The organism is Aeromonas sp. 61P (assembly GCF_051919545.1).
Lineage (GTDB): Bacteria > Pseudomonadota > Gammaproteobacteria > Enterobacterales > Aeromonadaceae > Aeromonas > Aeromonas veronii.
Map to the genome: position 1 here is coordinate 2,606,108 of NZ_JBQBEL010000001.1, position 23,094 is coordinate 2,629,201.

The 23,094-nt window shown below is 47.8% G+C and carries 19 protein-coding genes and 2 pseudogenes; 13 read left to right on the top strand and 8 right to left on the bottom strand.

All coding sequences use genetic code 11. From position 1 onward, the window contains the following. Positions 1-3 precede the first annotated feature (3 nt). Positions 4-2,085, top strand: coding sequence for a motility associated factor glycosyltransferase family protein (locus tag ACTG2O_RS12450; protein ID WP_439975889.1), 2,082 nt, complete (start codon positions 4-6; stop codon positions 2,083-2,085). A gap of 178 nt (positions 2,086-2,263) precedes the next feature. On the opposite strand, the gene ACTG2O_RS12455 is transcribed toward ACTG2O_RS12450, so the two are convergent. The 5 genes from ACTG2O_RS12455 to pseF are packed head-to-tail and all read right to left on the bottom strand — an operon-like array spanning position 2,264 to position 6,785. Beyond that, on the bottom strand, positions 2,264-2,509 hold the full coding sequence (locus tag ACTG2O_RS12455) for a hypothetical protein (protein ID WP_019446036.1): 246 nt from the start codon (positions 2,507-2,509) through the stop codon (positions 2,264-2,266). Beyond that, entirely contained in the window at positions 2,506-3,798 is a 1,293-nt protein-coding gene (locus tag ACTG2O_RS12460) for a motility associated factor glycosyltransferase family protein (protein ID WP_019446035.1), read from the bottom strand. The genes ACTG2O_RS12455 and ACTG2O_RS12460 overlap by 4 nt, the downstream gene beginning before the upstream one ends. Continuing rightward, complete coding sequence (gene pseI / locus ACTG2O_RS12465) at positions 3,791-4,837, bottom strand: pseudaminic acid synthase (protein WP_439975892.1); 1,047 nt, start codon at positions 4,835-4,837, stop codon at positions 3,791-3,793. The genes ACTG2O_RS12460 and pseI overlap by 8 nt, the downstream gene beginning before the upstream one ends. Before the next feature lie 6 nt (positions 4,838-4,843). Continuing rightward, the gene (gene pseG, locus ACTG2O_RS12470) at positions 4,844-6,100 is read right to left on the bottom strand and encodes a UDP-2,4-diacetamido-2,4,6-trideoxy-beta-L-altropyranose hydrolase (protein WP_019446033.1); all 1,257 of its coding nucleotides are present in this window, start codon (positions 6,098-6,100) and stop codon (positions 4,844-4,846) included. Beyond that, on the bottom strand, positions 6,090-6,785 hold the full coding sequence (gene pseF / locus ACTG2O_RS12475) for a pseudaminic acid cytidylyltransferase (RefSeq protein ID WP_019446032.1): 696 nt from the start codon (positions 6,783-6,785) through the stop codon (positions 6,090-6,092). The genes pseG and pseF overlap by 11 nt, the downstream gene beginning before the upstream one ends. A gap of 164 nt (positions 6,786-6,949) precedes the next feature. Between pseF and ACTG2O_RS12480 the strand changes: the two genes are divergently transcribed. From ACTG2O_RS12480 to ACTG2O_RS12525, 10 genes are all read left to right on the top strand, one after another. Continuing rightward, positions 6,950-7,486, top strand: a complete 537-nt coding sequence (locus tag ACTG2O_RS12480; RefSeq protein ID WP_019446031.1) for a GNAT family N-acetyltransferase — start codon at positions 6,950-6,952, stop codon at positions 7,484-7,486. Continuing rightward, entirely contained in the window at positions 7,483-7,716 is a 234-nt protein-coding gene (locus tag ACTG2O_RS12485) for an acyl carrier protein (RefSeq protein WP_019446030.1), read from the top strand. The genes ACTG2O_RS12480 and ACTG2O_RS12485 overlap by 4 nt, the downstream gene beginning before the upstream one ends. Beyond that, complete coding sequence (locus tag ACTG2O_RS12490) at positions 7,716-8,465, top strand: SDR family NAD(P)-dependent oxidoreductase (protein ID WP_019446029.1); 750 nt, start codon at positions 7,716-7,718, stop codon at positions 8,463-8,465. Before ACTG2O_RS12485 ends, ACTG2O_RS12490 begins: the two co-directional genes overlap by 1 nt. Beyond that, positions 8,462-9,820, top strand: a complete 1,359-nt coding sequence (locus ACTG2O_RS12495; RefSeq protein ID WP_439975895.1) for an AMP-binding protein — start codon at positions 8,462-8,464, stop codon at positions 9,818-9,820. Before ACTG2O_RS12490 ends, ACTG2O_RS12495 begins: the two co-directional genes overlap by 4 nt. Further along, a complete protein-coding gene (locus ACTG2O_RS12500; protein WP_019446027.1) occupies positions 9,817-10,872 on the top strand; it encodes a LuxE/PaaK family acyltransferase in 1,056 nt (351 codons plus the stop codon). The genes ACTG2O_RS12495 and ACTG2O_RS12500 overlap by 4 nt, the downstream gene beginning before the upstream one ends. Continuing rightward, positions 10,851-12,056 carry an acyl-CoA reductase gene (locus ACTG2O_RS12505; RefSeq protein WP_019446026.1) on the top strand — a complete coding sequence of 402 codons (1,206 nt, stop codon included), beginning with the start codon at positions 10,851-10,853 and terminating at the stop codon, positions 12,054-12,056. The genes ACTG2O_RS12500 and ACTG2O_RS12505 overlap by 22 nt, the downstream gene beginning before the upstream one ends. Positions 12,057-12,224: 168 nt before the next feature. Then, the gene (locus ACTG2O_RS12510) at positions 12,225-13,169 is read left to right on the top strand and encodes a glycosyltransferase family 2 protein (protein WP_019446025.1); all 945 of its coding nucleotides are present in this window, start codon (positions 12,225-12,227) and stop codon (positions 13,167-13,169) included. 38 nt (positions 13,170-13,207) lie between these two features. Further along, the gene (locus tag ACTG2O_RS12515) at positions 13,208-14,311 is read left to right on the top strand and encodes a glycosyltransferase family 8 protein (protein WP_019446024.1); all 1,104 of its coding nucleotides are present in this window, start codon (positions 13,208-13,210) and stop codon (positions 14,309-14,311) included. A 35-nt stretch (positions 14,312-14,346) separates the two neighbouring features. Further along, on the top strand, positions 14,347-15,324 hold the full coding sequence (locus tag ACTG2O_RS12520) for a class I SAM-dependent methyltransferase (protein ID WP_019446023.1): 978 nt from the start codon (positions 14,347-14,349) through the stop codon (positions 15,322-15,324). Positions 15,325-15,406: 82 nt separating this feature from the next. Next, positions 15,407-16,717, top strand: a complete 1,311-nt coding sequence (locus ACTG2O_RS12525; protein ID WP_019446022.1) for a glycosyltransferase family A protein — start codon at positions 15,407-15,409, stop codon at positions 16,715-16,717. 128 nt (positions 16,718-16,845) lie between these two features. Here ACTG2O_RS12525 and ACTG2O_RS12530 read toward each other — a convergent pair. Next, positions 16,846-17,868: pseudogene (locus ACTG2O_RS12530) on the bottom strand (IS481 family transposase). Between the two features lie 441 nt (positions 17,869-18,309). Here ACTG2O_RS12530 and ACTG2O_RS12535 point away from each other — a divergent pair. Next, positions 18,310-20,448, top strand: coding sequence for a hypothetical protein (locus ACTG2O_RS12535; RefSeq protein WP_156808806.1), 2,139 nt, complete (start codon positions 18,310-18,312; stop codon positions 20,446-20,448). Between the two features lie 92 nt (positions 20,449-20,540). Then, a pseudogene (locus ACTG2O_RS12540) lies at positions 20,541-21,269 on the top strand (IS5 family transposase); the annotation flags it as partial. Positions 21,270-21,430: 161 nt separating this feature from the next. Here the strand turns inward: ACTG2O_RS12540 and ACTG2O_RS12545 are convergent. Then, on the bottom strand, positions 21,431-22,096 hold the full coding sequence (locus ACTG2O_RS12545; protein WP_075115161.1) for a class I SAM-dependent methyltransferase: 666 nt from the start codon (positions 22,094-22,096) through the stop codon (positions 21,431-21,433). Continuing rightward, positions 22,089-23,093 (bottom strand): hypothetical protein, encoded by a 1,005-nt coding sequence (locus ACTG2O_RS12550; RefSeq protein ID WP_141108818.1) that lies wholly within the window; start codon positions 23,091-23,093, stop codon positions 22,089-22,091. The genes ACTG2O_RS12545 and ACTG2O_RS12550 overlap by 8 nt, the downstream gene beginning before the upstream one ends. Between the last annotated feature and the right edge of the window lies 1 nt (position 23,094).

Below are 23,094 nucleotides of genomic sequence, written 5' to 3' on the forward strand. Positions count from 1 at the left end.
TACATGGATATTAAACAAGAAATTACAAATATCGAGAGTGAACTTGTTCGCCTTGAGAGGCAAAAGCAACAGGAAATTGCTATGTTGGAGGTATTGCCTGTTCGTTTTGCAATGAACATGGATGCCTTTAAAAAATTCATGCCAAGTATATATGATTTTTTTGAATCATATCAACCAGTACGGCCATTCCGTTTTTTTTGCAATGAAAATGGTATCCCTAATATATTGTGGCTTGATGAGCAAGTTTCGTTATACGGTGACGATCCATTCGCAGATGCTGAATCACAAATTGATGAAGTAATTGAACAAAGTATTTTGCAATGTATTGATTTTGCACCACAATGGTATTTTGATGACCAAATACATATAAAATATAACAACGAAATATCCAAGCTTAAACAACAATCAACGCTCGAAGGGTTATCACTCAAGAGTTCACTATCAATGGATATCCCATTATCCTTGATGTATGGAATAGGTTTGGGTTATCAACTGGGCTATTTATACGAGCGATGCAAAGTCAAGAATTTGTTCGCCTTTGAACCAGATCTTGATATGTTTTATGCATCTTTATATTGTTTTGACTGGTGCTCTTTGCTGGATTATATGGAGCAAGAGTCATTAAGCTTGCATTTATTTATAGGAGTTGACGAAAAATTATTAGCAGCCGATATGATGGAGGCGCTTCATCGTAAAGGGGCATTCTGGTCTGCAGCATATTTCTCATTCTGCCATTATCATTCGCCAAAGTTGCATTCGCTTATTAACCAGGTTGAAAATGAGTTCTATCTGCTGCGTACGGGTTGGGGTTTTTTTGATGATAATGTCTTTGCTCTAGCTCATAGCCATAGTCATCTGCAAGATGGCACACCATTTCTTCTGCGCCAACGTGATACGTCTTCATCTGAGACTATACCTGTATTTGTTGTTGGCAATGGGCCATCGTTAGATCAGAGCATTGATTTTATTCGAGATCATCAACGTCAGGCTATTATCATTGCCTGTGGCACTGCAGTCAGCGCACTTTATAAAGCTGGGATCAAGCCAGATATTTATGTTGCTGTTGAGCGTACCAAAAGTTCAGCAGATTTTTTGCATATTCTGGATGCAGGGGAGTTTCTCAAGGATAGTGTTTTTTTAAGCGTGGATGTGATTCATCCTGAGTGTAAGACGTTTTTCCGTAAAACCGGTTTGGCATTCAAACCAAATGAACCTATGTATAAACTGCTGACTACTAACTTTGGTGAACAGTTTGAGTTTGAATCAATCGAGTATTCAAATCCATTTGTTGGAAATACCGGTCTTAATTACGCAGCGTTGCTTGGCTTTAAGGATATCTATCTGTTTGGGATTGACAATGGGTATAAGTTTGCTGATAAGCATCATTCTAGTTTGAGCCTTTATTATAATGAAAAGCAGGAAGCAAAATACCATCTGGATCTGAACGAGACATTTCCAGCTCGTGGTAACTTTGGTGGTGAAGTCCGTATCAATCATTTATTTGGTCTCTCTATTCACAATATGGCTCAGATTTTGGAAAATAATCCTGAAATACGTTGTGTCAATAGTAGTGATGGTGCTTATGTTGCTGGTGCCGAACCTCGTCGGGTTGAGCATATCAACCCCACTTGGCCAGATATTAATAAGCGAGCCTTCATTGATGATTTGCTATCACGTTGTTTCAAACCATTTAATGTAGCCAGTATTGATTTCCAATCTGCCATTAACGTGCCGTTTTTTAATGATGTAGTTAATAAACTGCTCGATGATTGGAAAGCAGTTCCTCGTGAACGCAACGCAATTCAATCGATGATGCAACGCCATCATGATTATCTGCTGTATTTGTTCATGAGTCGTGATAGCCATCTTTACCGTGTATTGATAGGATCAATAAATTATTTCTATGCCAATATCATCAGTTTGATGATGGCTCATATCAATGATTCTGATGATGCGCTGACAGAAAATTTGAATGCTACAATCACTATATTGGAACAGTTTTTTACTGATGCCAAACATATTTATGCTAGCGCATTGGAAAGACATGACACTGCCTATTTTATAGGCCTCAATATATTTAAGTAGCAGTCTATTATAACGTGTATCTATTGTCACGTTATACACGTTGTGTTCTAAATAAATTATCAGTCATTATTTGGAAACCTTAGCCCCAAACGTGACATGCGTTTGGGGTGTTATTGCGAGCAAGCTTGTTTATCATGCTCGCATATGAGATTCCCTTCGTTTCACCCGCTCAGCATTATTATTTCTCTGGTGTTGTAAGAAGAGTTGCAAACTCAACTTCAAGCCAGTCTGCCAATCCCAGCCAGTCATGGCGCTCCTGGCAAGCCAGCAGGGCACTCACTATGGTCACGGCATCGCCTTGGTGCTCCGGAGGTAGAGCATGCAATGCCTGCTCTACCAGAGCCGGTAGCTGCAGCGCACTTTCAACATGAAGGCCAAGGCGAAAATTGTGTGCCAGTGCAATGCACTGCTCTGTGATGGTCATTGCATCAGCTCCGGATGATAGTCACAACCGAGCAGGGCTGCACCGTCGCGGCTACTGTTCCAGAATTTGACTTCCGGGTGGCTTGCCATATAGCGTTCAAGCTCGATCTGATAGGTGGTGAAATTGGGGTTGGTGCTGACGCGCTGACCATGACCATCCAGTACCCAGCTGAGGGCCTGGCTGGCAACAGGACCCAAAGCACCATCATCCCAGCCGGTATGGGTCTGGCCACCGGGGAAGGCGAAGTCACAGCCGAGCAGAATGATCTCGCGACAACCCATCTTGACGGCGAGATCGACGGTGGGATGGATCACGCTGCCTCCTTGATGGAGTAACCCTTTGGGATGAGTATGACGAAGTTGCTCATACACGGGGCTGATGGAGTAGGCGGTAAAACGCGGCCCTTGCCAACTTGCGAGCGTCTCATGGGGCACCATGGGGGCATATACCAGAGGAACCGAAGTCAGCCCCTGGCTGGCCAGTCGATCCGGAGTCAGAGCGTCGTCGATAGTTACGACCAGATCCACACTGATGCCGTATTGTCGCAGAGGGGCGAGCGCAGTATCGACACAGAGTACCTTCCACTCGGGATGTTGCTGCAACAAGCCTGCAAGGCGAGGGAGATGGTGTTGCAGGCTGGGACCGCTGGCGATGACAAGTGCAGTAGCATCTGGGTGTGAGCCAAAAAGCGTGGCAACATCGCCATCTTCACCCACAAGTGGCAGATTCTCGGTCAGTCGTCCGGTAATGCGCGGCAAGTCGGGGACGAAGCGTTGTTTTGTGTAAGTCGCCATCACTTCGCTCACCAGTCGACCACGAATACGGCAGGCCGCATCTTCGGCCAGCTCCAGTTCGCTGGGGAGGGCGAAGAAGGGGAGGACAATCTCCTGTTCATCGGCCGCGAGGCTCAGCTCGACCCGGGGGTCTTGCAGCCACTCGTCGTGCTCGAGCAAGGCCAGCACCAGAGTGAATAGATTGTGGTGCATGATATGGACATGGAGGGTTTCTAACCGGGGGCGTGCCAGCAGCACCTTCTGCAGATCGCCGAGTCCGGTGCCATAAAGATGAAGCACGGGTCCATCGGGAAGAGTTGCCGCTTGCAGTTCTGCCTCGGCCACCCGGTCATGGCGGCTGGTGAGCTGGATGCCATTGACCAGCAGTGTGCTGCTGAGGCCTTCACACAACTCCACCTGCAGATCGCCCAGCTGTGCCACCGTGAGGTGGGCTGCAAGCCGTGGCCAACGCTGTTCGATGATCGCCAGATGGTGACGTAGCAGCTCTTCATTCATCTTGTGCAATCCACTCCCAGTTGAGAGGCTGATTGGCTGCCATGTCGCGGTTGACCCGCTTGCCGATGAGCCGATCGTAATCGGCCGGGGGCAGGCCGAGGGCGGGACGTACCGATTTGATGTGCGCTGCGGTGAGCACATCTCCGGCTGCAATATCCCTGACCAGATAGAGGGAGCGGCGAAACGCGCGGTTACCCTGTTCACTGGCTGTGAGCTGGTAATCGGCCACTCCGAGGGCGGCATGGGCGGTATTGACCGAGGTTACCAGTTCGGTAAGTTCCGCCGGCTCCATGGAGAAGGCGCAATCCGGCCCGCCGTCGGCGCGGGCCAGGGTGAAGTGTTTCTCGATAAGGGTGGCCCCGAGCGCGGTAGCGGCGATGGCTGTGGCCGACCCCAGGGTGTGATCGGAGAGCCCCACCTCGACCCCGAAGCGCTGGCGCAACATGGGGATGGTACGCAGGTTATATTCGGCCGCCGGCGCCGGATAGCCGCTGACGCAGTGCAGCATCGCCAGCTGGCCGTTGCCGTGCTTGAGTGCCATCTCGACGGCGGCGGCGATCTCGGCCTCGTCCGCCATGCCGGTGGACATGATAAGCGGCTTGCCGGTCTGGGCGGCGTAGCGAATGAGGGGAAGATCCACCAGCTCGAAGGAGGCTATCTTGTAGGCCGGGCAGTCGAGGGATTCCAGCAGGTCCACCGCACTGAAGTCGAACGGGCTGCTAAAGACCGTTAGGCCCAGCTCGCGGCTTTTGGCAAACAGCGCCTGGTGCCACTCCCAGGGAGTGTGCGCCCACTCATAAAGGTCATAGAGGCTGTGGCCATCCCACAAACCGCCGTGGATCTGAAATTCCGGTCGATCACTTTTGAGGGTGATGGTATCCGGGCGGTAGGTTTGCAGCTTGACGGCGCTGGCCCCCGCTGTTTTGGCGGCGGTCATGATGGCCAGGGCTCGGTCCAGATTGCCATTGTGGTTGGCCGACAGTTCGGCAATCACATAGGGGGCCTGTTCCTGGTTGATGGGGCGATGATCGATCTGCATCTGTGTTCAGATTCCTGTGCCAAGTTGCCAGCCTTGCGGCGCCGGTTGCCAGGGGGCAGGGGGCGCTATCTGCGGTGGCTCGGCAAGATAGAGGGGAAATTGGGAGAAAATTGTTTGCAAGCGATGTGCCAGCTCTTGCCACTCCATGGGCTGAAGTGACCGGGTGGCCTGCCATGTCAGCCGCTGGCCGTTCAGCGTCAGGGTGAGCAGCAGTTTGCCATCATGGCGTAGTTGCCACAGTTGGCCATCTGGTAACAGCTGATAATCCGATTGTTGCAGCAACCGGGCGGTGAGCCGATCCAGCCCCAGCCCGTCCACCTGCTGCTGGCCACGGCGGCGGTAGTCGTCTGAGTGTTGTTCAAGCCGTTGCAGAGCCTCCAGCAGTCGATCAGGCTCGGCCAGCTCGCTCAGGGTCAGCCGCTCGGCAAGCTGAAAGAGGGCGATCACCTGGTCGTTGAACTGCTGGTTGTCGACGATAGGGACTGCCAGGGTCGGCAGGCCGAGGCAGGCCCGCTCCCAGGTCATGCCGCCCGCTGCTCCGATAGCGAAGTCGTGTCGGCTCATCAGGTCGGCCATCTGGTCGCTCTGACGCAGCAGGGTGAGCGGCAGATCGGGCAGTTCGGCAACCCTTTGTTGCAGCTCTGGCCAGAAAGGATTTGCCCCACCGGCTACCAGAGTCCAGCTGACGGTTTTAGCCCATAGCAGTCGAGCCAGCGTGTTGAGGGTGATGAGGCAGGCTCCGGCTGGATCGGCACCACCAAAGCAGATGAGGCCACGTTGCCACCGGCTGACCTTTTGGCGTGCAAGCTGGCGATAGGCGGGGCGCAGCAGGGCATAGTCGGTGCCCAGCAGCAGCCGACAGTCGGCAGGGACGAGTGACTGGTAATCGGCTGTGCTGCGTAGTGGCCCCTGATCCAGCAGCAACTGACCATGATGAGGGCGATCGGCCAGATCGTCGATCACCAGCAACTGACCACAGTGACTTGCCAGTGTCTGCTCGATTTGCCGATCAATCTGGTAGTGATCACACACCAGCCACTCCGGGACCAAGGTGGGCAAGGGGCCTGCATCGTCCAGACCACAAAGAGCGTGATGCTGGTGGGATTGCAGCAGTGGCAACAGGTGGGCCGGTAGCTGATGGCAGAGAAAGTGGCACTCTGCTCCGGCGGCATGCAGCCGGTCAGCGATGGCCAGACAGCGCATCAGATGACCCAGTCCAATCTCGGCCCCGGCATCGAGCCGGAAGGCTACCTTAAACGTCATCTTGGGCCAGCACTTGATAGAGCAGTTCGGCCAGGTGCCAATCTTCCGGTGTATCGATATCGACCACCCTGTGTCTTGACAGAATATGGCCGATCCCCTCTCCGCCGACGGGGCTGATCCCGCCCAACCAGGCAGCCCGCGTCCCCCAATAGAACTGGCCTGCATCCTGATAGGCAGGCTCCAGATCCTGAGAGCGTTTCGCCATCTGCTCCGGCCAGAAGGGGGTGACCCGGCCCTGCTCATCCATGCGCACGGCGCGCTGGATAGGGAAGCCGAATTCGGCCACGGTGTAGACAAATGGAGCATGACTTGCGATCAGTCGCTGATGGGCGGCCTTCAAGTCATCGGCTTGAATAAGCGGGACAGTGGCATAGATGCAGCAGTAGTGCTCTGCCTGGATGCCGAGCTGGTCGAGCCGCTGGATGGTGTCGATCACCACAGGGGTGGTACCTGTGTGATCATCGGCGAGGTTGGCTGGCCGCAGAAATGGTACTTCCGCGCCCAGTTGACGAGCAACTTCGGCAATATCCTCATCATCGGTGGAGACCACCACCTTGCTGAAACAGCTCGATTGTTGCGCCGCCTGGATGGCATAGGCGAGCATGGGCTGGCCACAGAAGGGGCGGATATTCTTGCGTGGAATGCGTTTGCTGCCACCCCGGGCCGGGATAATGGCGATGGCCATGATGGGCTCTCTCCGCTGGTTCAATGACTGGCCAAAGCCAGGATAATCGATGACAACTCTTTGATTATTTTTGATATTATACTGTTTTTCTTGCTTGTATTATCGATTTTTACTACGGAATGGCAGCAGTGTGGTCGATAAGAGAGACAGGTCATGAAAAGTGGATGGCGTTGAAGATGAGTTATGGCGTTGAGCTACGCCCGATAGAACCGTGGGATCTTCCTGCCTTGCGACGTTGGCGCAATCAGGATGAGGTGCGAATGCAGATGGTATCACAGACGCGCATTTCGCCACGGCAACAGCGCCAATGGTTCACCGCCACCAGTGAGCGACGGGATCAGCAGCACTGGGTGCTCTGGTGCAAGGGCGTGCGAGCGGGTTACGTCAATCTGAAAGGTGAGTGCCAGGATGTGCTACAGGGTCAGGCGATTGCCGATGCGGGACTCTATCTGGGCAATTCGACCGTGCGGCATCCCATGTTGGCGATTGCTGCTGCCTTATCCCAGCTTGATCAGGGTTTTGATGAGTTGCATATCGGTTGTATCCGCACCCTGGTTCGGGAGAACAATCGCTCGGCCCTGCGCTTGAATGAACAACTGGGTTACCGCCAGATAGGACAAGATAACGGATTTTTCGCATTGGAACTGCAGCCGGCGGATTACTATGCCGCCCGTGAGCGGCTACGGAGATTTTTCAGATGACAATCGCATTGGAACAGGTTTTTGCCGAGGCTTTGGGTATTGATATCGGCAGCGTCAGCGATGGGCTGGCCTACAATAGCATCCCGCAGTGGGACTCCGTCGCCCACATGGGGCTGATTGCCCAGTTGGAGGATAACTACGGTGTATTGCTCGACACCGATGACATTATCGACATGAGTTCGGTCGGCAAGGCGAGGGAGATCCTGGCCAAATACGGGGTCACTTTCTGATGCAGGGGCTGTTGCAGGGCAAACGGGTGTTGATCACCGGTGCCGGGCGTGGCATCGGTTTTGCCATTGCACGCCAGTTTGCCTCTCAGGGGGCGGAATTGTGGCTGGGAGGCCGTGATGAGGTGACCATGAGCCAGCTGGCGACCGCGATTGGTACCGAGTTTGGCGTGCCTTGCCAGCCTCTCTGTTTTGATGTGGCTGATCCGTCGGCGGTCAAGCAGGCTTTTCAGCAGCTGTTTGCTCAGACTCGTCAGCTGGACGTGTTGGTCAACAATGCCGGCATGCTGGAAGAGGCGTTATTGGGGATGGCGAACCAGACCCATCTGCAAAAGACATTCAGCAACAATACCTTTAGCGTGATCTACTGCAGCCAGTATGCCGCCCGCCTGATGCAGCGAAGTGGTGGTGGCAGCATCATCAATCTCGCCTCCCTGATGGGGCAAGTGGGAGCGGCTGGGCTCAGCTGCTATGCCGGCAGCAAGGCGGCAGTGATCGGTATTACCCAGTCACTGGCCAAGGAGCTGGCCGCCAGCCAGATCCGGGTCAATGCGATTGCCCCCGGTTTTATCGATACCGATATGGCCCACGCCATCCCGCAAGATAAGTTTGCTGAGCGGGTGGCCAGCATCGCCATGGGGCGGATTGGTACGCCAGATGAAGTGGCCAAGGTGGCCCTGTTTTTTGCATCCGACTTGTCGAGCTATGTGACCGGGCAGGTGATTGGGGTCGATGGAGGGATGGTGATTTGATCCAGCCTGATTTGTTGACACATCTGGTTGAAAGTAATGACGAGCCAGCCTGGCGAGACCCGCAAGAGGGGTGGCTCAGTTATGGTGAGCTGGCTCGGCGTGTGGCGCAGTTGGCCACCATCTATCCTGCTGGCCGCCATTTGGTCTACCTACCATTTGTGACGTCCACCCTGCATCTGCTTCACTACTTGCTGGCCCTGCGTGATGGCCACGCCATCATGCTGGCCGATCCTGCACAGGATGCTCAGTTGCACCATGAGCAGTGCCAGCGCTTTAGTGTCAGTCTGCGGGTATTGGAGGATGGGGCAGTTGCGCATCTTGGCGATGCGCCCTCGCTTCACCCTGAGCTGGCCATGCTGCTGCCGACATCGGGCAGTACAGGCTCCTGCAAATGGGTGCGATTGTCGCGAACCAATCTTGATGCCAATGCTGCGGCCATCGCCGAATATCTGACGCTGAACGGGGGTGAGCGAGCCATCACCTCGTTGCCACTTTTTTACTCCTTCGGCATGTCGGTGCTCAACAGCCATCTTTTGGCTGGCGCCTCTCTGGTTTCATGCACTGCCAGCCCCCTTGAGCGCCACTTCTGGGATGAGGTCAATCTCCATCAGGTCACCAGTGTGGCGGGGGTACCCTTTACCTTTCAGATGCTTAACCGCTTGCGTTTTGACTGGGCGCGTTATCCCAGCCTGATGACACTGACCCAGGCCGGAGGACGACTTGAGCCAGCACTGGCAAAACAGTTTGCCGAGCAGGCAGCTGCACTGGGACGCCGTTTTTTCGTGATGTATGGCCAGACCGAAGCGGCACCGCGCATCGCCTGGTTGGCACACGATGAAGTGATGATTGCCCCGGATGCCATCGGCCGTGCCATACCGGGCGGGCGTCTCTCTTTGCGTCATGAGTCCGGGTTTCCCGATGGGGAGGGGGAGCTAGTCTACGAAGGGTCAAACGTGATGCTGGGCTATGCGGAGCGCCCTGAAGATCTGGCTCGGGGGCGTGATATGGATGCGCTCTTTACCGGCGATCTGGCTCGTTGTGATGAGGCGGGCCGATTTTATCTGACCGGGCGACTCAACCGTTTCCTGAAGCTGTTTGGCAAACGGGTAAGCTTGGCTGAAGTGGAGGCCTGGTTGCAGGGGAGGGGCTATTCCTGCGCCGCGACTGGCCGCGATGATCGCCTGCTGGTAGCCATCGAGGCAGATGCGTGCCCCAGTGACGCACTGCAGCTGGAGCTAGCCCGCTGGCTGATGGTGCCGCCATCAAGCGTACGCATCTACCAACATCATTTGCCACGACGCAGCAATATGAAAATTGATTATCCGGCCCTATTAACAGCGCTGGAGCAACTATGAACAAGCTGTTTGATGCGCCGGTTTTCGGGCTACCCCAACGTGAAAAAAGTGGGCTGCTCCTTGCTCGCCTGAATGAATTGACGCAGCGGCATGGGCAGGGGTGTCCAGCTTTTGCCAATATTCTGTCGGCGTTTGGCTGGGGTCAGGCTTCGACCTATCAAGAGCTTCCCTATCTGGCCGCCCGCCTGTTCAAATTGGCCCAATGGCAGAGCGTGCCGCAAGAAGAGGTATTCAAGGTGCTCACCTCGTCGGGCACCACGGGGACGCCGTCACGGATCGTGCTGGATCGGGATACAGCCGCGTTGCAGAGCAAGGTGCTGGTGAAGATCCTGCAAGAGTTCGTCGGCAAGCAGCGGCTGCCCATGCTGCTGGTGGAGCAACCAGCTCTTATCCAAAACCGCAGCGGTTTTTCAGCCCGCGGTGCCGGTGCGCTTGGGCTCTCCTTCCTTGGCCGAGACCATACCTATGCCCTCGATGAGCAGATGCGGCCCAACTGGCCGGTCATCGAGGCGTTTTGTGACAAATATGCAGGCCAGCCGGTCCTGTTGTTCGGCTTTACCTTCATGGTCTGGCAATGTTTGCTGGAGCCGCTGCGTGAGCGCGGTCTGCAACTGCCGTTGACGCAGGGCACGCTTTTTCACAGTGGTGGCTGGAAGAAGCTGCAACACCTCGCGGTGGATAATCCTGCCTTCAAGCAGCGTTGCCATGAGCAGCTGGGGGTGAGTCGGGTGCACAACTTCTATGGCATGGTGGAGCAGGTAGGGTCGGTGTTTGTCGAGTGTGAGCATGGCCATCTTCATGCTCCCCTTTTTGCCGATCTGCTGGTGCGGGATCCGCTGACTCATCGACCGCTCGGGGTCGGCCAACCCGGCTTGCTGCAAGTGCTCTCGGCCATTCCCCAAAGTTATCCAGGCCACAGTTTGCTCAGCGAGGATCTCGGCGTGCTGCTGGGGGAAGATAATTGCCCCTGCGGCCGTCGTGGCCGTTATTTTCATGTATCAGGACGTCAGCAAGGCGCCGAGGTGAGGGGATGCAGCGACACTTTCCAGTGATCCGGTCAGATGTAGAAGATGCCATCTGGCAAGCGGGGCCAGAGGTCGCTTTCGTGGCTCCCGTCAGCGGTTGGCAAGGTTTTGTCATTCGCCCGTTGCCAGGCTTTGCGCCCGTCATCTGCGACTTTGTGGCTGCGCTCTCTGCACGTCTGCAGCAGAAGGGGCGAGAGAATCCGGATTTGGCCGCCTTTGGTTTTTGGTTGCGGCCACGCCAGATTGAGGTACAGCGCAAACGCATGGCAGGGCGCGCACCCTTGGGGATGGTTTTTCATCTGGTCCCCTCCAACGTGCCGACCGTCGCGTTCTACTCCTGGGTCATGGCGCTGCTGATGGGCAATGGGTCCGTGGTACGTCTCTCATCGCGCATCGACCCGGTGCAAGAGGCCATGCTGGCCATCCTGAACGAGCTATTCTCTCTGCCCGAGTGGCAAGAGGTTGCCTCGCGTACCCGTTTTATCCGGTATGACCATGACGAGGGCGTCACCGCCTGGCTGTCGGCCCGGTGTCGGCTTCGCATTATCTGGGGAGGTGATGAAACCATCAGCCGGGTACGGGCTATTCCGCTCTCACCCCGCGCTCAGGAAATCGTGTTTCCGGATCGCCGCTCCATGGCGGTGTTGGATAGCCAATGGCTCGCCAACCTGGATGCTGTTGCGTGGAGGCAAGTGGTCGCGGCTTTGCAACAAGACTTTACCCGTTTCAATCAACAAGCCTGCGCCTCACCCACCACCATTTGCTGGTTGGGCTCTCCCGCCAGTGCATTGCGCCGTCGTTTGCTCGAAGCAGTCTTTGCACCCTTTGCAGACAGCGCGGCCCTGATGATGGAACGCCTTATCAATAGTCAACAAAATGCCGCCCATGATGGCCAGATGCAGCAGGAGACCTTTGCTGGCGTCAACTTATTGACTCCCATCGCCTCTTTGCGGCTTGAACACATCGGAGGAGGTACAGTTGCCGAATTCGTTGCCGATACCCTTGATGAGTTGCTTTTACAACCTTGGGATATGCAGACCTGTGTCTGGGTTGGGCCAGATAAAATGCGGCTTGAGTGTGCTCTACAGCTGTCGCCTTGCTGCCGTATCGATAGGGTGGCAAGTCCGGGACAAGCGCTGGCATTCGAATGGCTCTGGGACGGCATCGACATGCTGGTGGCCTGCAGCCGTCAGCTTGACCGTATTGAATAGTGGATTCCAAGTCACATAAATCAAGTCATATCAATGAATTAGCTTGGTCAGGCACGGCTCTTGCAGTAAATATTACCATGAAGGGCAGGAAGGGTTGACAGAGACCGTGCGGTAGCCTTGTCCATTTTCTCCAATTCGCTTCTTTTTTACTCTACTTCTGGATCCTCTATGAAAGTCAGCGTACTGGTGCCGGTGTATAACCTCGGGCGCTTTATCGAGCCCTGTCTGCTTAGTCTGCTGGAACAGCAAACCAATTTCGATTTTGAGGTCATTGCCATTGATGACGGCTCGAGCGATGACTCCTGGGCCATTATGCAGCGGCTGGCATTAGAGTGGCCCACACTGCGGACATTGCAAAACAAAAAAAACATAGGGGTGTGCCTGACCATTCGTGCCTTGTTGGAACAAGCTCTGGGCTCGTATCTGGTTTATGTCGATGGCGATGATTTGGCTCTACCTGGCAAGCTGCAGGCGTTGAATGATCATCTAGATAAGCATCCAGATTGTGGATTCGTTTATCACGAAGCGGAAGTATTTGATAGCGATTCAAATCGGATCACTTCGCTATTCAGCAAAGATTATTACAACGCCAAATATATTCCTGATCGAGCAAGTCCAGAGCACTTAGTGCTATATGGACTCTTTTTTAATACTAGTTCCTGCGCTTTTCGCCGGCACGAAAGAATGCTGGATGCGGTAAATTTAGATTGCCACATAGTGAATGATTACTCATGGCATATTCTTAATTCATCTTATCTGGGTGGAAATATAGACCGTATTTCGCAAGTATATGGGCGTTATCGTATTCACGATAGTAGCATATGTAGTGCTATTCGTTCCTCAGAAACTCGTCGCAAACTTGCTTTGCAAGACATGCTGGCGGCATGTGATTTGGCTCTTCATGCAGGAATGGATGAGTTGTTAGTAAAAAGGGGAAAAAGTCATCTATGGTTTTCCACCGCATTGTATTTCTTACGTGCCGGAAACTGGGCTCTTTTTGATCTCTTCATCACTTATTCCGTTCAGTATGAGTGGTTCTTTGATGAGCGTCATGAATTTGCATGGCAACATAAAAATGAGCCAGAACGCGTGCTTGAAAGAATTTTTGGCTGATTGACCGTGTATTTTCATTAACCTGACTAGGTAATTACATGAAAAAAACAATCCATATTGCCTTCTGCATTGATAACGCCTTTGCCATTCATTTGGCTGCTTTGATACATAGTCTTGGTAAGCATCTGAGTCAGAACTTTCAGCTAAAATGTCATATATTGGGCAGGCTTAATGAAGATAACATATTTAAGTTGACGTCATTGACTTCGCAAAATATAAAAATTGGTTTTTATGATGATTTTCCTGATTATAAAGAAATCCCAATCAGTAGTCTCTATAATAATAGATTGAACGAAGTTACTTATTATCGTTTTGCCATACCTGAAGTCTTGCACAATGTTGAAAAGGTCGTGTTCATCGATGCTGACATGATAGCGATTGGAGATATTAGTACACTTTGGTCGATAGATATGATGGATTCCATAGTTGCCGTGGTATCAGACCATATCTTGGGATGTGACAAAGAGAAGCAGCAAGTGCGTGGAATATCATCTGGAAGGTATTTCAACGCAGGTTTCATGTTGATGGATCTTGGGAAATGGCGAGAAAATAATATCAGTCAGCAGGCATTGAAACTGCTGATAGATAATAATGGTTTCGAGCACAATGATCAGGATGCCCTAAACATTGTTTTGCAAAATAAGGTTCTTTATCTTGATGAGAAGTGGAATGCTCAACCCAATCATCTTGCGAAAAAGGATATTTCCGAACCAGTTTTGGTGCATTTCTGTGGTCAGGAAAAGCCTTGGCATGTATATTGTGCTCATCCTTTCAAAAATAGTTATCTGGTAAGTCGTGCTGAGACTGAGTATGCATGTGAGCCACTTCAAACATATCTCGATCAAGATGATATGGATATCTTATCCCGCCTTAAAAATAAATTTCCTGATGGGGCACATATTGTAGTTTGGGGGGCTGGTCAGAGAGGGCGGCGTCTTTGCTATGAAATAATAAGAAATATGGATGGATATTTAATAGAGTACATTGTTGATAAGAGTGTAAGTGGCGAGTTCATGGGGGTGGAAATAAATAATCATCTTGTAAAGGTGGCGGGTATTGATGCAGTAATAATTGCTTCAATTCCTTATCGGGATGAAATCATAGATGAAATTAGTGAGGGTTCTTGTCTTGTTTGTATATGATATGTTTTTGCTACATAATTTTTCAGGATGATATAATGAATTTAATAATGTTTCCTTTTGATAGAGTCAATAAAGGTGCGACTATTGCCATTTATGGTGCTGGTGAGATAAGCAAGAGCTTTTTAAGTCAACTAAGTGCTATCAACTATTGCCAAGTCGATTGGCTAGTAGACCAAAAATTTGAATCAAAAGGACAGCAGGGGAAACTGATTTGTCTTCCCCCAAATATGATGGACTGGCAGCAACCAGAGCAAATTATAATCGCATCGCAGGCATTTAAAAATGAGATGACTGAGTATTTAATAACGAGAGGTGTTGCTGCTTCCAAGTTGATCACGATAGAAGATGCACAAGAGGTTGATGTACTTGATTTCATCCAAGCAAGATTGAGTGCTACTCCAGCTGCTTATGACTGGGGAGCTTATTACAAGTCAGCCGAACTTGCTGCTCAGGATCAATATAATAAATTTATAAAGCCTATTCTTGAAAAACTGGAAGGAGAGTTAGACTATAGCAATGTTCTGGATTTTGCCTGTGGAGAAGGACGCATTGCTGAGCTGATGCAGGAGCGTTGTCAACATTTACAGCTGATTGATGCCAGCACTAAAGCGGTTGATGTCTGTCGTGAACGCTTTGCTAAATATCCAAATGTGCAGGTCCAGTGCAATACGGCTGGAGCTCTGTCGATAGTTGATAGTTCACTTAGTCTAGTTTACTCATGGGATGCGATGGTTCACTTTTCATATAAGAGTATTGATTTCTATCTCTGTGAATTTAGTCGGGTATTACAACGGCGCGGATATGTGCTTATGCATCATTCTAACCTGGCAGCATTAACTAGTAAGATAAGTGTCTTTGATTTGTGGAGTTTGAATATAAATGGACGAAGTAATATATCTAAGGATGATGTTGCTTTTATAGCTAAGCATCATGGCTTCGATGTTATAAGCCAAAATATCATTGATTGGGGAGTTGCACATATAGACTGCATCACTGTTTTAAGAAAAAAATGATTTACATGCACATGGGTATAATACATATCATGTGATCTTTAATATTTATATTATCAATTGATTTTATTTAGAGATAAAACATATGTTGATCTCCATAATTATCCCATGTTACCAGCAAGAAGAGTATCTTGAGCGTGCTCTCGATTCTATCCAGCAACAAAAATATCACCCCTTGGAAGTTATTATCGTCGACGATGGTTCAGTAACCCCTGTCACACTGCCTGCTATAGAATATTCGTTTTCTATACAGTTGATCAGGCAATTAAACTTAGGCTTGTCAGCAGCAAGAAACACTGGGATAGATAATGCGGCAGGTAAACTGATCAAATTTCTTGATGCCGATGATACTCTTTTACCCGGATGCTTAATAGCACAAGCTGCGTGTATAAGTCAATCATCAGGAGTAGTCAGTGTAATTGGTTATAAAGAGATTAATGAAAATAGTGGCATATCTCGAGATGTATATCCTGCTTTCGGTGATGTAATTCCTGCATTGATGATTGATAACTTAGCTCCCGTGCATTCGTTTCTGTTTCATAAGAGTGATTTGATAGATGTTTCTGGTTTTGACATCACCGAAAGAACGAATGGAGGATGTGAGGACTATGACCTGATATTTAGAATGGCATTGAATAAAGTCGACTTTATAAGTTTGCATAAAGTTGGTGTTGCATATCATCGGCGCGATGGTTCAATGTCTACTAATACCGAGAAAATGAAAAAGGCAATCTTTGATGTATGGTTATACAATGTGTCAACCATGCTTAAATATAATGTTGATATGTCCTTTTCATATATCATCCCTATATTAGCAGGATTGTCATTGAGATTAGATAAAAGGCCTATATCTATGCCTCATGAACTTGAGACTCTGATTATGGATCTTATGACTATTGTTGTTAGTTCAAAAAAATTATTGAATCTAGGGGAGCTACAGTTCCTGCTGGGTACAATACAGAAGCATACTGAGTTATTCCCACTCTATCAATTGCTCAAATCGATAGTCAAGTCAGCAAGTTCGTCTCTGGTCTTAAAACCTCAAGAATTGCTTGATTATAGAATGTATTTGTTAGGAGCTGGATATCGCTTTGATGATCAAAGACTATATAAGATTTTATCTCTTGGCAAAAAACATAACAATAGATTTGCTATATATGGCGCTGGCGATATAGGTCGCAGGATTTATAATATATTGCAAGCGGCAGATATAACTCCAGTATGTTTTTTTGATAAAGATTACACCAAAAAAAAATGTACATGCAAAATACCAATTTTAATGCCCGATAAAATTAATTTTACAAAAATCAATGCCGTCATTATCGCGTCTGATGCCTACTATCAAGAGATATATACGTTAGTGAAAAGCATGAGTTCCGATATTGATGTTGTTTAATATAATTAGTGCTTCAGATGTGGTGGAAATCCACAAAATTATGCTAAATAGCTGTTCCGAATAGTAGATCACGGCATTGTGTACAGATCTAGTTATCACCTGACACCGGCCTCAAACCGGTGTATTGTTTACGCTACTTTAGTGCGCACTTCATTTGGTATCAATTTCAGACCCTTCTTGAACATGCAGTAGGGAGTCTGTTTTTCCATCATCCTGCCCTGATGTGGCCGCTGGGTGTTGTAGTGATCCAGGTAGCTGTCCAGGTCTGTCTGCATCTGCACCACCGACTCATACCAGGTCGTCCACCCTTGATACGGAAGTGTTCATCCAGCAAGGTTCGATGTAGCTGCTCGATAAAGCCGTTGCTCTGTGGCCTGCGTACCTTGGTGGTTTGGTGCTCAATCCCCTCCAGGTGCAGGAACAGCTCGTAGGTATGGTGGTCAGGTCGTCCACAGAACTCGCGCCCGTTATCCGACAGGATGGTCTAGACCCGAGCCTCATGGGCTTCGAAGAACGGCAGTACCGTTTCATTGAGCACATGAACCGAGGTTACCTGCAGCTTGCTGGTGCGTGGCGACTGTAGCAGTCCAGTACGGTTTGCAGATACACCTTGCCCACCCCCTTGAGTGCGCCGACGAAGAAGGTGTCGACCGCCACCAGTTCTCCGGTGTAGTGAACCTCAATCTGGCGTTCACGAAACTCGGGGCTGAAGCGCTTTAACAGGCGAATTTGCTCGTCATTGAGCTCAATGGTCTGCTCACGGTGGGTTTTCTCTAGGCGCAACAAGCGGTCGTGTTTGGAGAGCAAGTCGTGCCGTTGCCATACGCCACGCACGCCACCGGCACTGACATTGATGCCCTGCAGAGCGAGTTCTTGGACGACCCGCAGCGGGCCATGGGTTGGTCTGGTGAGGGAGTAATCGAGGATGGCCTGTTCAATCTCGGGCGCAACCCGATTGAGATGAGCCCCTTTACAACCGGGCTGTTTATCGAGCAAGTCCTCGGCGCCATAGGTCTGGTAATTACGGCGAATTTCGTAGACTGCTGACGGCTGTAGCCGATGAGCTTGCAGGCTTTGCTGACGTTATTGAGTTCTTTGGCGAGCTCTAGCAGGCTGAGTTTGCGACGTGCTACTTTCTCGTTGGTGGTCATACGGTGACTCCAGATAACACGGTAGGGGTACCGTTTTGTTATCCGGTTTGAAGCCATATGACCACTCCCTTTTGGGTCAACTGTCAGGTGAATACCATTTCCATACATGTGCACTAAAGTAGCGTAAACAAGACACCGGTTTGAGGCCGGTGTCAGGTGATAACTAGATCTGTACATGCCATGTTGCTCTTCACTCTCCATCAGTTTCTTTCAGATGAGGCAATGCCCTTCTAACCCAACGAAGGAATGTGTGTTTGTGCAATATGAATATCATATCTATAAAAAGTTAATGTTGGTCCGTAATTTTATAAGACTTGGCTATTGTGGTGTGTATTATATGTTGCACATGATGAGCTATTTCGATAAATCAGTTTTAAATTAAAGTTTTGAAATGATAATATCATCTGATATCATCGGACTATTTTGGGGTGGGAGGGGATTTTGAAAGGTAAATGTACTTATTTTGTTTTTTTAGTGTTACTGCTTATGTCTGCGACATTCCTTTTTAATAAAAAAGAAATTGTGGTTAATGGCAAAGTTGGTGAGTATGTCAAAGTTTCAATTTTAAAAGAAAGTGATGGTATGCCGTTCACAGACTTAGGTCATGGTCTTTTTTATAAAAATGGCACTGTATTTGGTTGGCCAGATAGTACTGGTGGTTATAAGGTTAACAATGGTAAGTTTGATATAAAAATATTAATTAAACCTCTTGTGACTGAAGTTGTTGGTGATAAACACTCCAGAGTGACAATAGAATGGAATGCACCGGATAAAAACTATATCTCTCTTTATCATGATAATAACCACTCAGAGAATATATCATTAGGTATTCCTGGAATTAAATGGCAACTAGGTGCTAGCAGAGATCTTAGCTATATCTATTGGGTTAATTTTGAACCAAATGGAAGTGGTGATCGAGTAGTTGTTATGGATAGGGTAAGAAAAAATAGAGTTATCATTGGGAGTGACTCATCAATCCATAGAAAACCGATGATCAATGGAGAGTATATATATTGGTATCAAGATGATATTTCAAGTAAAGATCGAAAAATTAAAATAATGCGTATGAGATTGACGACTAATGCAGCGGAAGAGGAGGTATTGTCGAGTATATATCCAAATACAATAACAGATTACACAGTGTTGCCTAAGGGGGTGGTTGCTGTAGTAAAGAAAAATTATGACCAGCAGCGATCTGAAATAGATTTCATAGAGAATGGGAAGGTTGTAAGTACATTTTATGAAGATGATTCTTTCATTCAAAACATATTAACCAAGAATAATGGTGTCTTATTTGAAATAAAAAGACATCGAGATAGTTTTTGTACTGCGGCGATAAATGATAATTACGAGAAAACAGATATAACCTGCATAAGCGGAAAGGATGTTTTTTTATCTAACAATGGTGTGAATCTCGTTAAAAAAACACCTGGTGATTCAGTTATCACCTATAAAGCACTTCTTGAAAGATATTCACCTCCAATCACTGGTTTTTCTATTTATAATAATGACTATGCAATGCTGTCTATCACTGAATCTCCGGTGATACTATCTCTAATTAATATGTATAAAAAAACATCTGACATATCATACTTATATATAGCAGCAGAAAGGGCTTCGCATATAATCAGATCGAATGATAGAAGTGTATCTCATGATGATACGAAGTCAGGTTGGGACGTTAAAGTGTTCTCTAACAATAATAAGGCCACATCATTTCTTGTTCATGATGCAATAATTCTTGATTCATTACTTATGTTGGCAAAAGAAATTGCATCAAGTCAGGAATTGAACAAACGCTATCCTAATTATTTGAATGACTTGAAGAAGGTTTTTCAAAATAATTATGCGCATCATCATAAACAGTTTTATAATTATGATTCTGATGTTTTAGGAATTATTAAAAAAGGAGAGGCTTATTACACTTTTCCTGATGGGGATGGTTATAAATATGACAGAGTAAACCTACCTTTTAATATGATGAACGCGTATGTAAGACCTCTTATAAATTACGCTATAATCTCTCATGATGATAAATATCTGGAGATAGCAACTTCACTAGGTAAGTTATTTAAAAGACATTTGCAATATGTAGAGGATAGCAATTCCTACCTTTGGCCATATTGGTGGGGAATGTATAGGGATGGATGGAGTAAGGGACAGTTATCCAAGAACACTCCTAGTCAAGAAAAATCATCTTCGCCTGACTATGTGGATATAGATCATGCCTCACTAGATATTCGTGCTGTGTTAGCTTTAAAAGAGAATGGTCTTGTGTTTAATAATGATGATTTACAGCGTTTCTTAAATAGAATGCTCATCCTTGTGAAGGATGAAGATTATAAAACGCCACTTTTGATAGACGGAACAATAAAGTCGGCTAATTATAATTCTATAGAGTATTTATGGGGGCAGTTGTCTGAGTTGCGTCCTGATGCTCAGTGTGAGTTTTTAAAAGTGGTAGGCGGTTTTCCATATGTACAAGATGCATATACACCAACAGCAAGATTTGAACTTTTAGGGTATTCATATTTGGTTGATATGGTGGAGAACTATAAATGTAATATTAATGGTTATTAGGGCGTTGTTTCCCAAATCGATGCAGCTTGAATGGAACTAACTGAGGGTTCGGTGATCTGATCACCACCATCCTCTTCAAATCTGCATCAGCAACCTTCCTGATGCTCAAGGGGATTTTCAGCCTCACTCTGCGAGCAACACAAGGACTACTCGACTCCCTGTTCGAGTTGATGAATGTACCGCTGTGTGCACCGGACTATAGCTGTGTCAGCAAGCGAGCACGCACGGTGACAGTGGCTTATCGACAGCCCCCAAAGGGAGGCATTACCGACCTAGTTATCGACTCGACCGGCCTGAAGGTATTTGGTGAAGGCGAGTGGAAGGTCAGAAAACACGGCGCCGAGAAACGGCGAGTGTGGCGCAAGTTGCAGCTGGCGGTAGACCCGGTGACCCACGATATCGTGGCAGCAGAAGTGTCATTGGAGAATGTGCCAACCTTACTCAATCTACTGCGGCGTAAGCTGGGACGTGTTTATGCGGATGGCGCGTATGACAGCAATGCCAGCCATCAGCTTATCTCGTGCAAAGGGGCGACAGCCTGTATCCCGCCTCGCAAGAACACTGGACTCTGGAAAAAGGGACATCCAAGAAATGAGGCTGTGCTGGTAATGCGCAAGGAAGGGCTGGCGCACTGGAAGAAGATATCGGGGTATCACCGTCGCTCGCTGGCAGAGACGGCAATGTATCGGTTCAAGCCGTTGCTGGCGGGAAAAATCAGTCTGCGTAACTACAACGGCCAAGTGGGAGAAGTCATGGCGTATGTAAGCGCCATAAACAAGCTGAATACACTGGGCATGCCTGTCAGAAAGCCCCGAGTGTAACGGTCACCAAGGGCAGGGGAAGTCATGACTGCTGGCTGATTTGGGAAACAATGCCGTGATAACTAGATCTGTACACACCAAACTGGACTGAGTTCCCTACATCTGGTGATCTACTATTCGGAACGGCTATTTAGATCTGTACATATAAAAACATAATGCGTTTAACTACATTTTTTAAGTAAGAAATGAGCGTCATCGTGTTCTTCATTATCGTTGTAGAAGCAGGCATGAATCAGTTTGAAGCCATCTAGTTTTGAAAAAAAATGAGCTGCCCCATGGAAGTGATCAATGAATTCAGTACCATATCTTTGTTCTCGCGCAAAAGCATTCGATATGATTAAAAATCCATCATCCTCCAAAGTGGAGTAGATATTCGCCATAACGTTCGGAAGAGACTCAAGGATATACCAAAGTAACTGATTTAGAATGACAACATTCGCGCGAACATGTCCAAAGTCATATTTAAAGCGTGGTGATGTTATGTCAGCACAAATGAATTTTAAGTCTGGAAATAACAGTTTGGCTTTGTTTATGGCTGTCTCGCTAATGTCTAGCCCTACAATGTTATTGTTTTGTGGAAATCCATCTGAAATTAGTTTTGTCACATATCCCAAGCCGCAGCCAACTTCGACTATCATAGATTTTTCTTTAATTGTAGATAGTATTGACATCAGTCTTTGACGTGATAGTTGGTAATATATACTCATTTCAGATGAGGCTGATTGCCCCCAAGGGTCATTATCTTCCTGATAAAATCTTTCAAAATCACCAACGAAGACTAGTTTATCGTTAATCTCTTTGAAAATATAACTGCCTGATTTACTCATAATGTTCACTCTTGTAGTTTGAAAAGTCACTTATCGACTGATATGAAAAATAGCTCGCCAACAGAGAGGTCTTATTTGAAACTACCAAGTCGATGCCATTTGTACTAAAAATAGTATCGTTTAGCAGTTTGAGGTATGTAACCAAATCTAGACAGTTATACTTGTCCGTCAATACCGTGTTTACGGTTGCATGGCAAGTGTCTTCATCTCTACTCCAATTTACAGCAGCGTAGTCTTCATTTACTGCATCAATAGCTTTATTGTAGTGGATATTTTTCGGAAATGCATCCCAAAAGTATTGGTTGTTATTTAAATCAACCCCAACCAAACAAATTTTTTTATAGCCTTGTCGAACTGCAAAATTTATAACGCAATCAAGTGTTGAGCAATGATGGATCAATGGTTTATTCTTAGAAGGTGGAAAATAAAATAATTTTAAATACTTTTTTAATATATGTGTGTTCTTGCTCTGCATGGTTGTCGGAGAGTACAAATGAACACGTTCTTTATTCGATTTAAGCCTTGTCTCATTGTAAATTAGATGCCTAATCTGCATAAAAACAGGTTCGTTTCTTTCTTTGTTACATAATAAAAACTCATGAATACAATTGAAAGCCGCTTGAGATTTCCCTAATTCAACAAAATGTGCAGTTGGTTTGAAATCATGGAAGTAAAAATAATTAACTCCAATACTATCATGTTTACTAATTAAATCCCACTCTTCATCAGTAATGTTGTTAATACTGCTGCCACAACCTAAAATATATATTTTTTCTGATTTTTTTTCCCATGGTAGTTGGTATGCAGCTGTACCATTTACCTGCCAATGCTCAGATAAGAATTTCTTTGCAAGAAAACGGTCCCATAATGTAGACGCGATTTCCATCTGATCTTCTTTAGGTAAGGAAAACATTATTCTGCCATATAACTTCATTGCTTTAAATAATAATGGTGCATAGAACTTATATGCTAAAGTTTTGAAGTGAAGTTTAAACATA

Excerpts from the sequence above, each read along its gene's own strand:
- ACTG2O_RS12450 (WP_439975889.1), top strand. The coding sequence starts at position 4 with ATGGATATTAAACAAGAAATTACAAATATCGAGAGTGAACTTGTTCGC.
- ACTG2O_RS12455 (WP_019446036.1), bottom strand. The coding sequence starts at position 2,509 with ATGACCATCACAGAGCAGTGCATTGCACTGGCACACAATTTTCGCCTT.
- ACTG2O_RS12460 (WP_019446035.1), bottom strand. The coding sequence starts at position 3,798 with ATGAATGAAGAGCTGCTACGTCACCATCTGGCGATCATCGAACAGCGT.
- pseI (WP_439975892.1), bottom strand. The coding sequence starts at position 4,837 with ATGCAGATCGATCATCGCCCCATCAACCAGGAACAGGCCCCCTATGTG.
- pseG (WP_019446033.1), bottom strand. The coding sequence starts at position 6,100 with ATGACGTTTAAGGTAGCCTTCCGGCTCGATGCCGGGGCCGAGATTGGA.
- pseF (WP_019446032.1), bottom strand. The coding sequence starts at position 6,785 with ATGGCCATCGCCATTATCCCGGCCCGGGGTGGCAGCAAACGCATTCCA.
- ACTG2O_RS12480 (WP_019446031.1), top strand. The coding sequence starts at position 6,950 with ATGGCGTTGAAGATGAGTTATGGCGTTGAGCTACGCCCGATAGAACCG.
- ACTG2O_RS12485 (WP_019446030.1), top strand. The coding sequence starts at position 7,483 with ATGACAATCGCATTGGAACAGGTTTTTGCCGAGGCTTTGGGTATTGAT.
- ACTG2O_RS12490 (WP_019446029.1), top strand. The coding sequence starts at position 7,716 with ATGCAGGGGCTGTTGCAGGGCAAACGGGTGTTGATCACCGGTGCCGGG.
- ACTG2O_RS12500 (WP_019446027.1), top strand. The coding sequence starts at position 9,817 with ATGAACAAGCTGTTTGATGCGCCGGTTTTCGGGCTACCCCAACGTGAA.
- ACTG2O_RS12505 (WP_019446026.1), top strand. The coding sequence starts at position 10,851 with ATGCAGCGACACTTTCCAGTGATCCGGTCAGATGTAGAAGATGCCATC.
- ACTG2O_RS12510 (WP_019446025.1), top strand. The coding sequence starts at position 12,225 with ATGAAAGTCAGCGTACTGGTGCCGGTGTATAACCTCGGGCGCTTTATC.
- ACTG2O_RS12515 (WP_019446024.1), top strand. The coding sequence starts at position 13,208 with ATGAAAAAAACAATCCATATTGCCTTCTGCATTGATAACGCCTTTGCC.
- ACTG2O_RS12520 (WP_019446023.1), top strand. The coding sequence starts at position 14,347 with ATGAATTTAATAATGTTTCCTTTTGATAGAGTCAATAAAGGTGCGACT.
- ACTG2O_RS12525 (WP_019446022.1), top strand. The coding sequence starts at position 15,407 with ATGTTGATCTCCATAATTATCCCATGTTACCAGCAAGAAGAGTATCTT.
- ACTG2O_RS12545 (WP_075115161.1), bottom strand. The coding sequence starts at position 22,096 with ATGAGTAAATCAGGCAGTTATATTTTCAAAGAGATTAACGATAAACTA.
- ACTG2O_RS12550 (WP_141108818.1), bottom strand. The coding sequence starts at position 23,093 with ATGTTTAAACTTCACTTCAAAACTTTAGCATATAAGTTCTATGCACCA.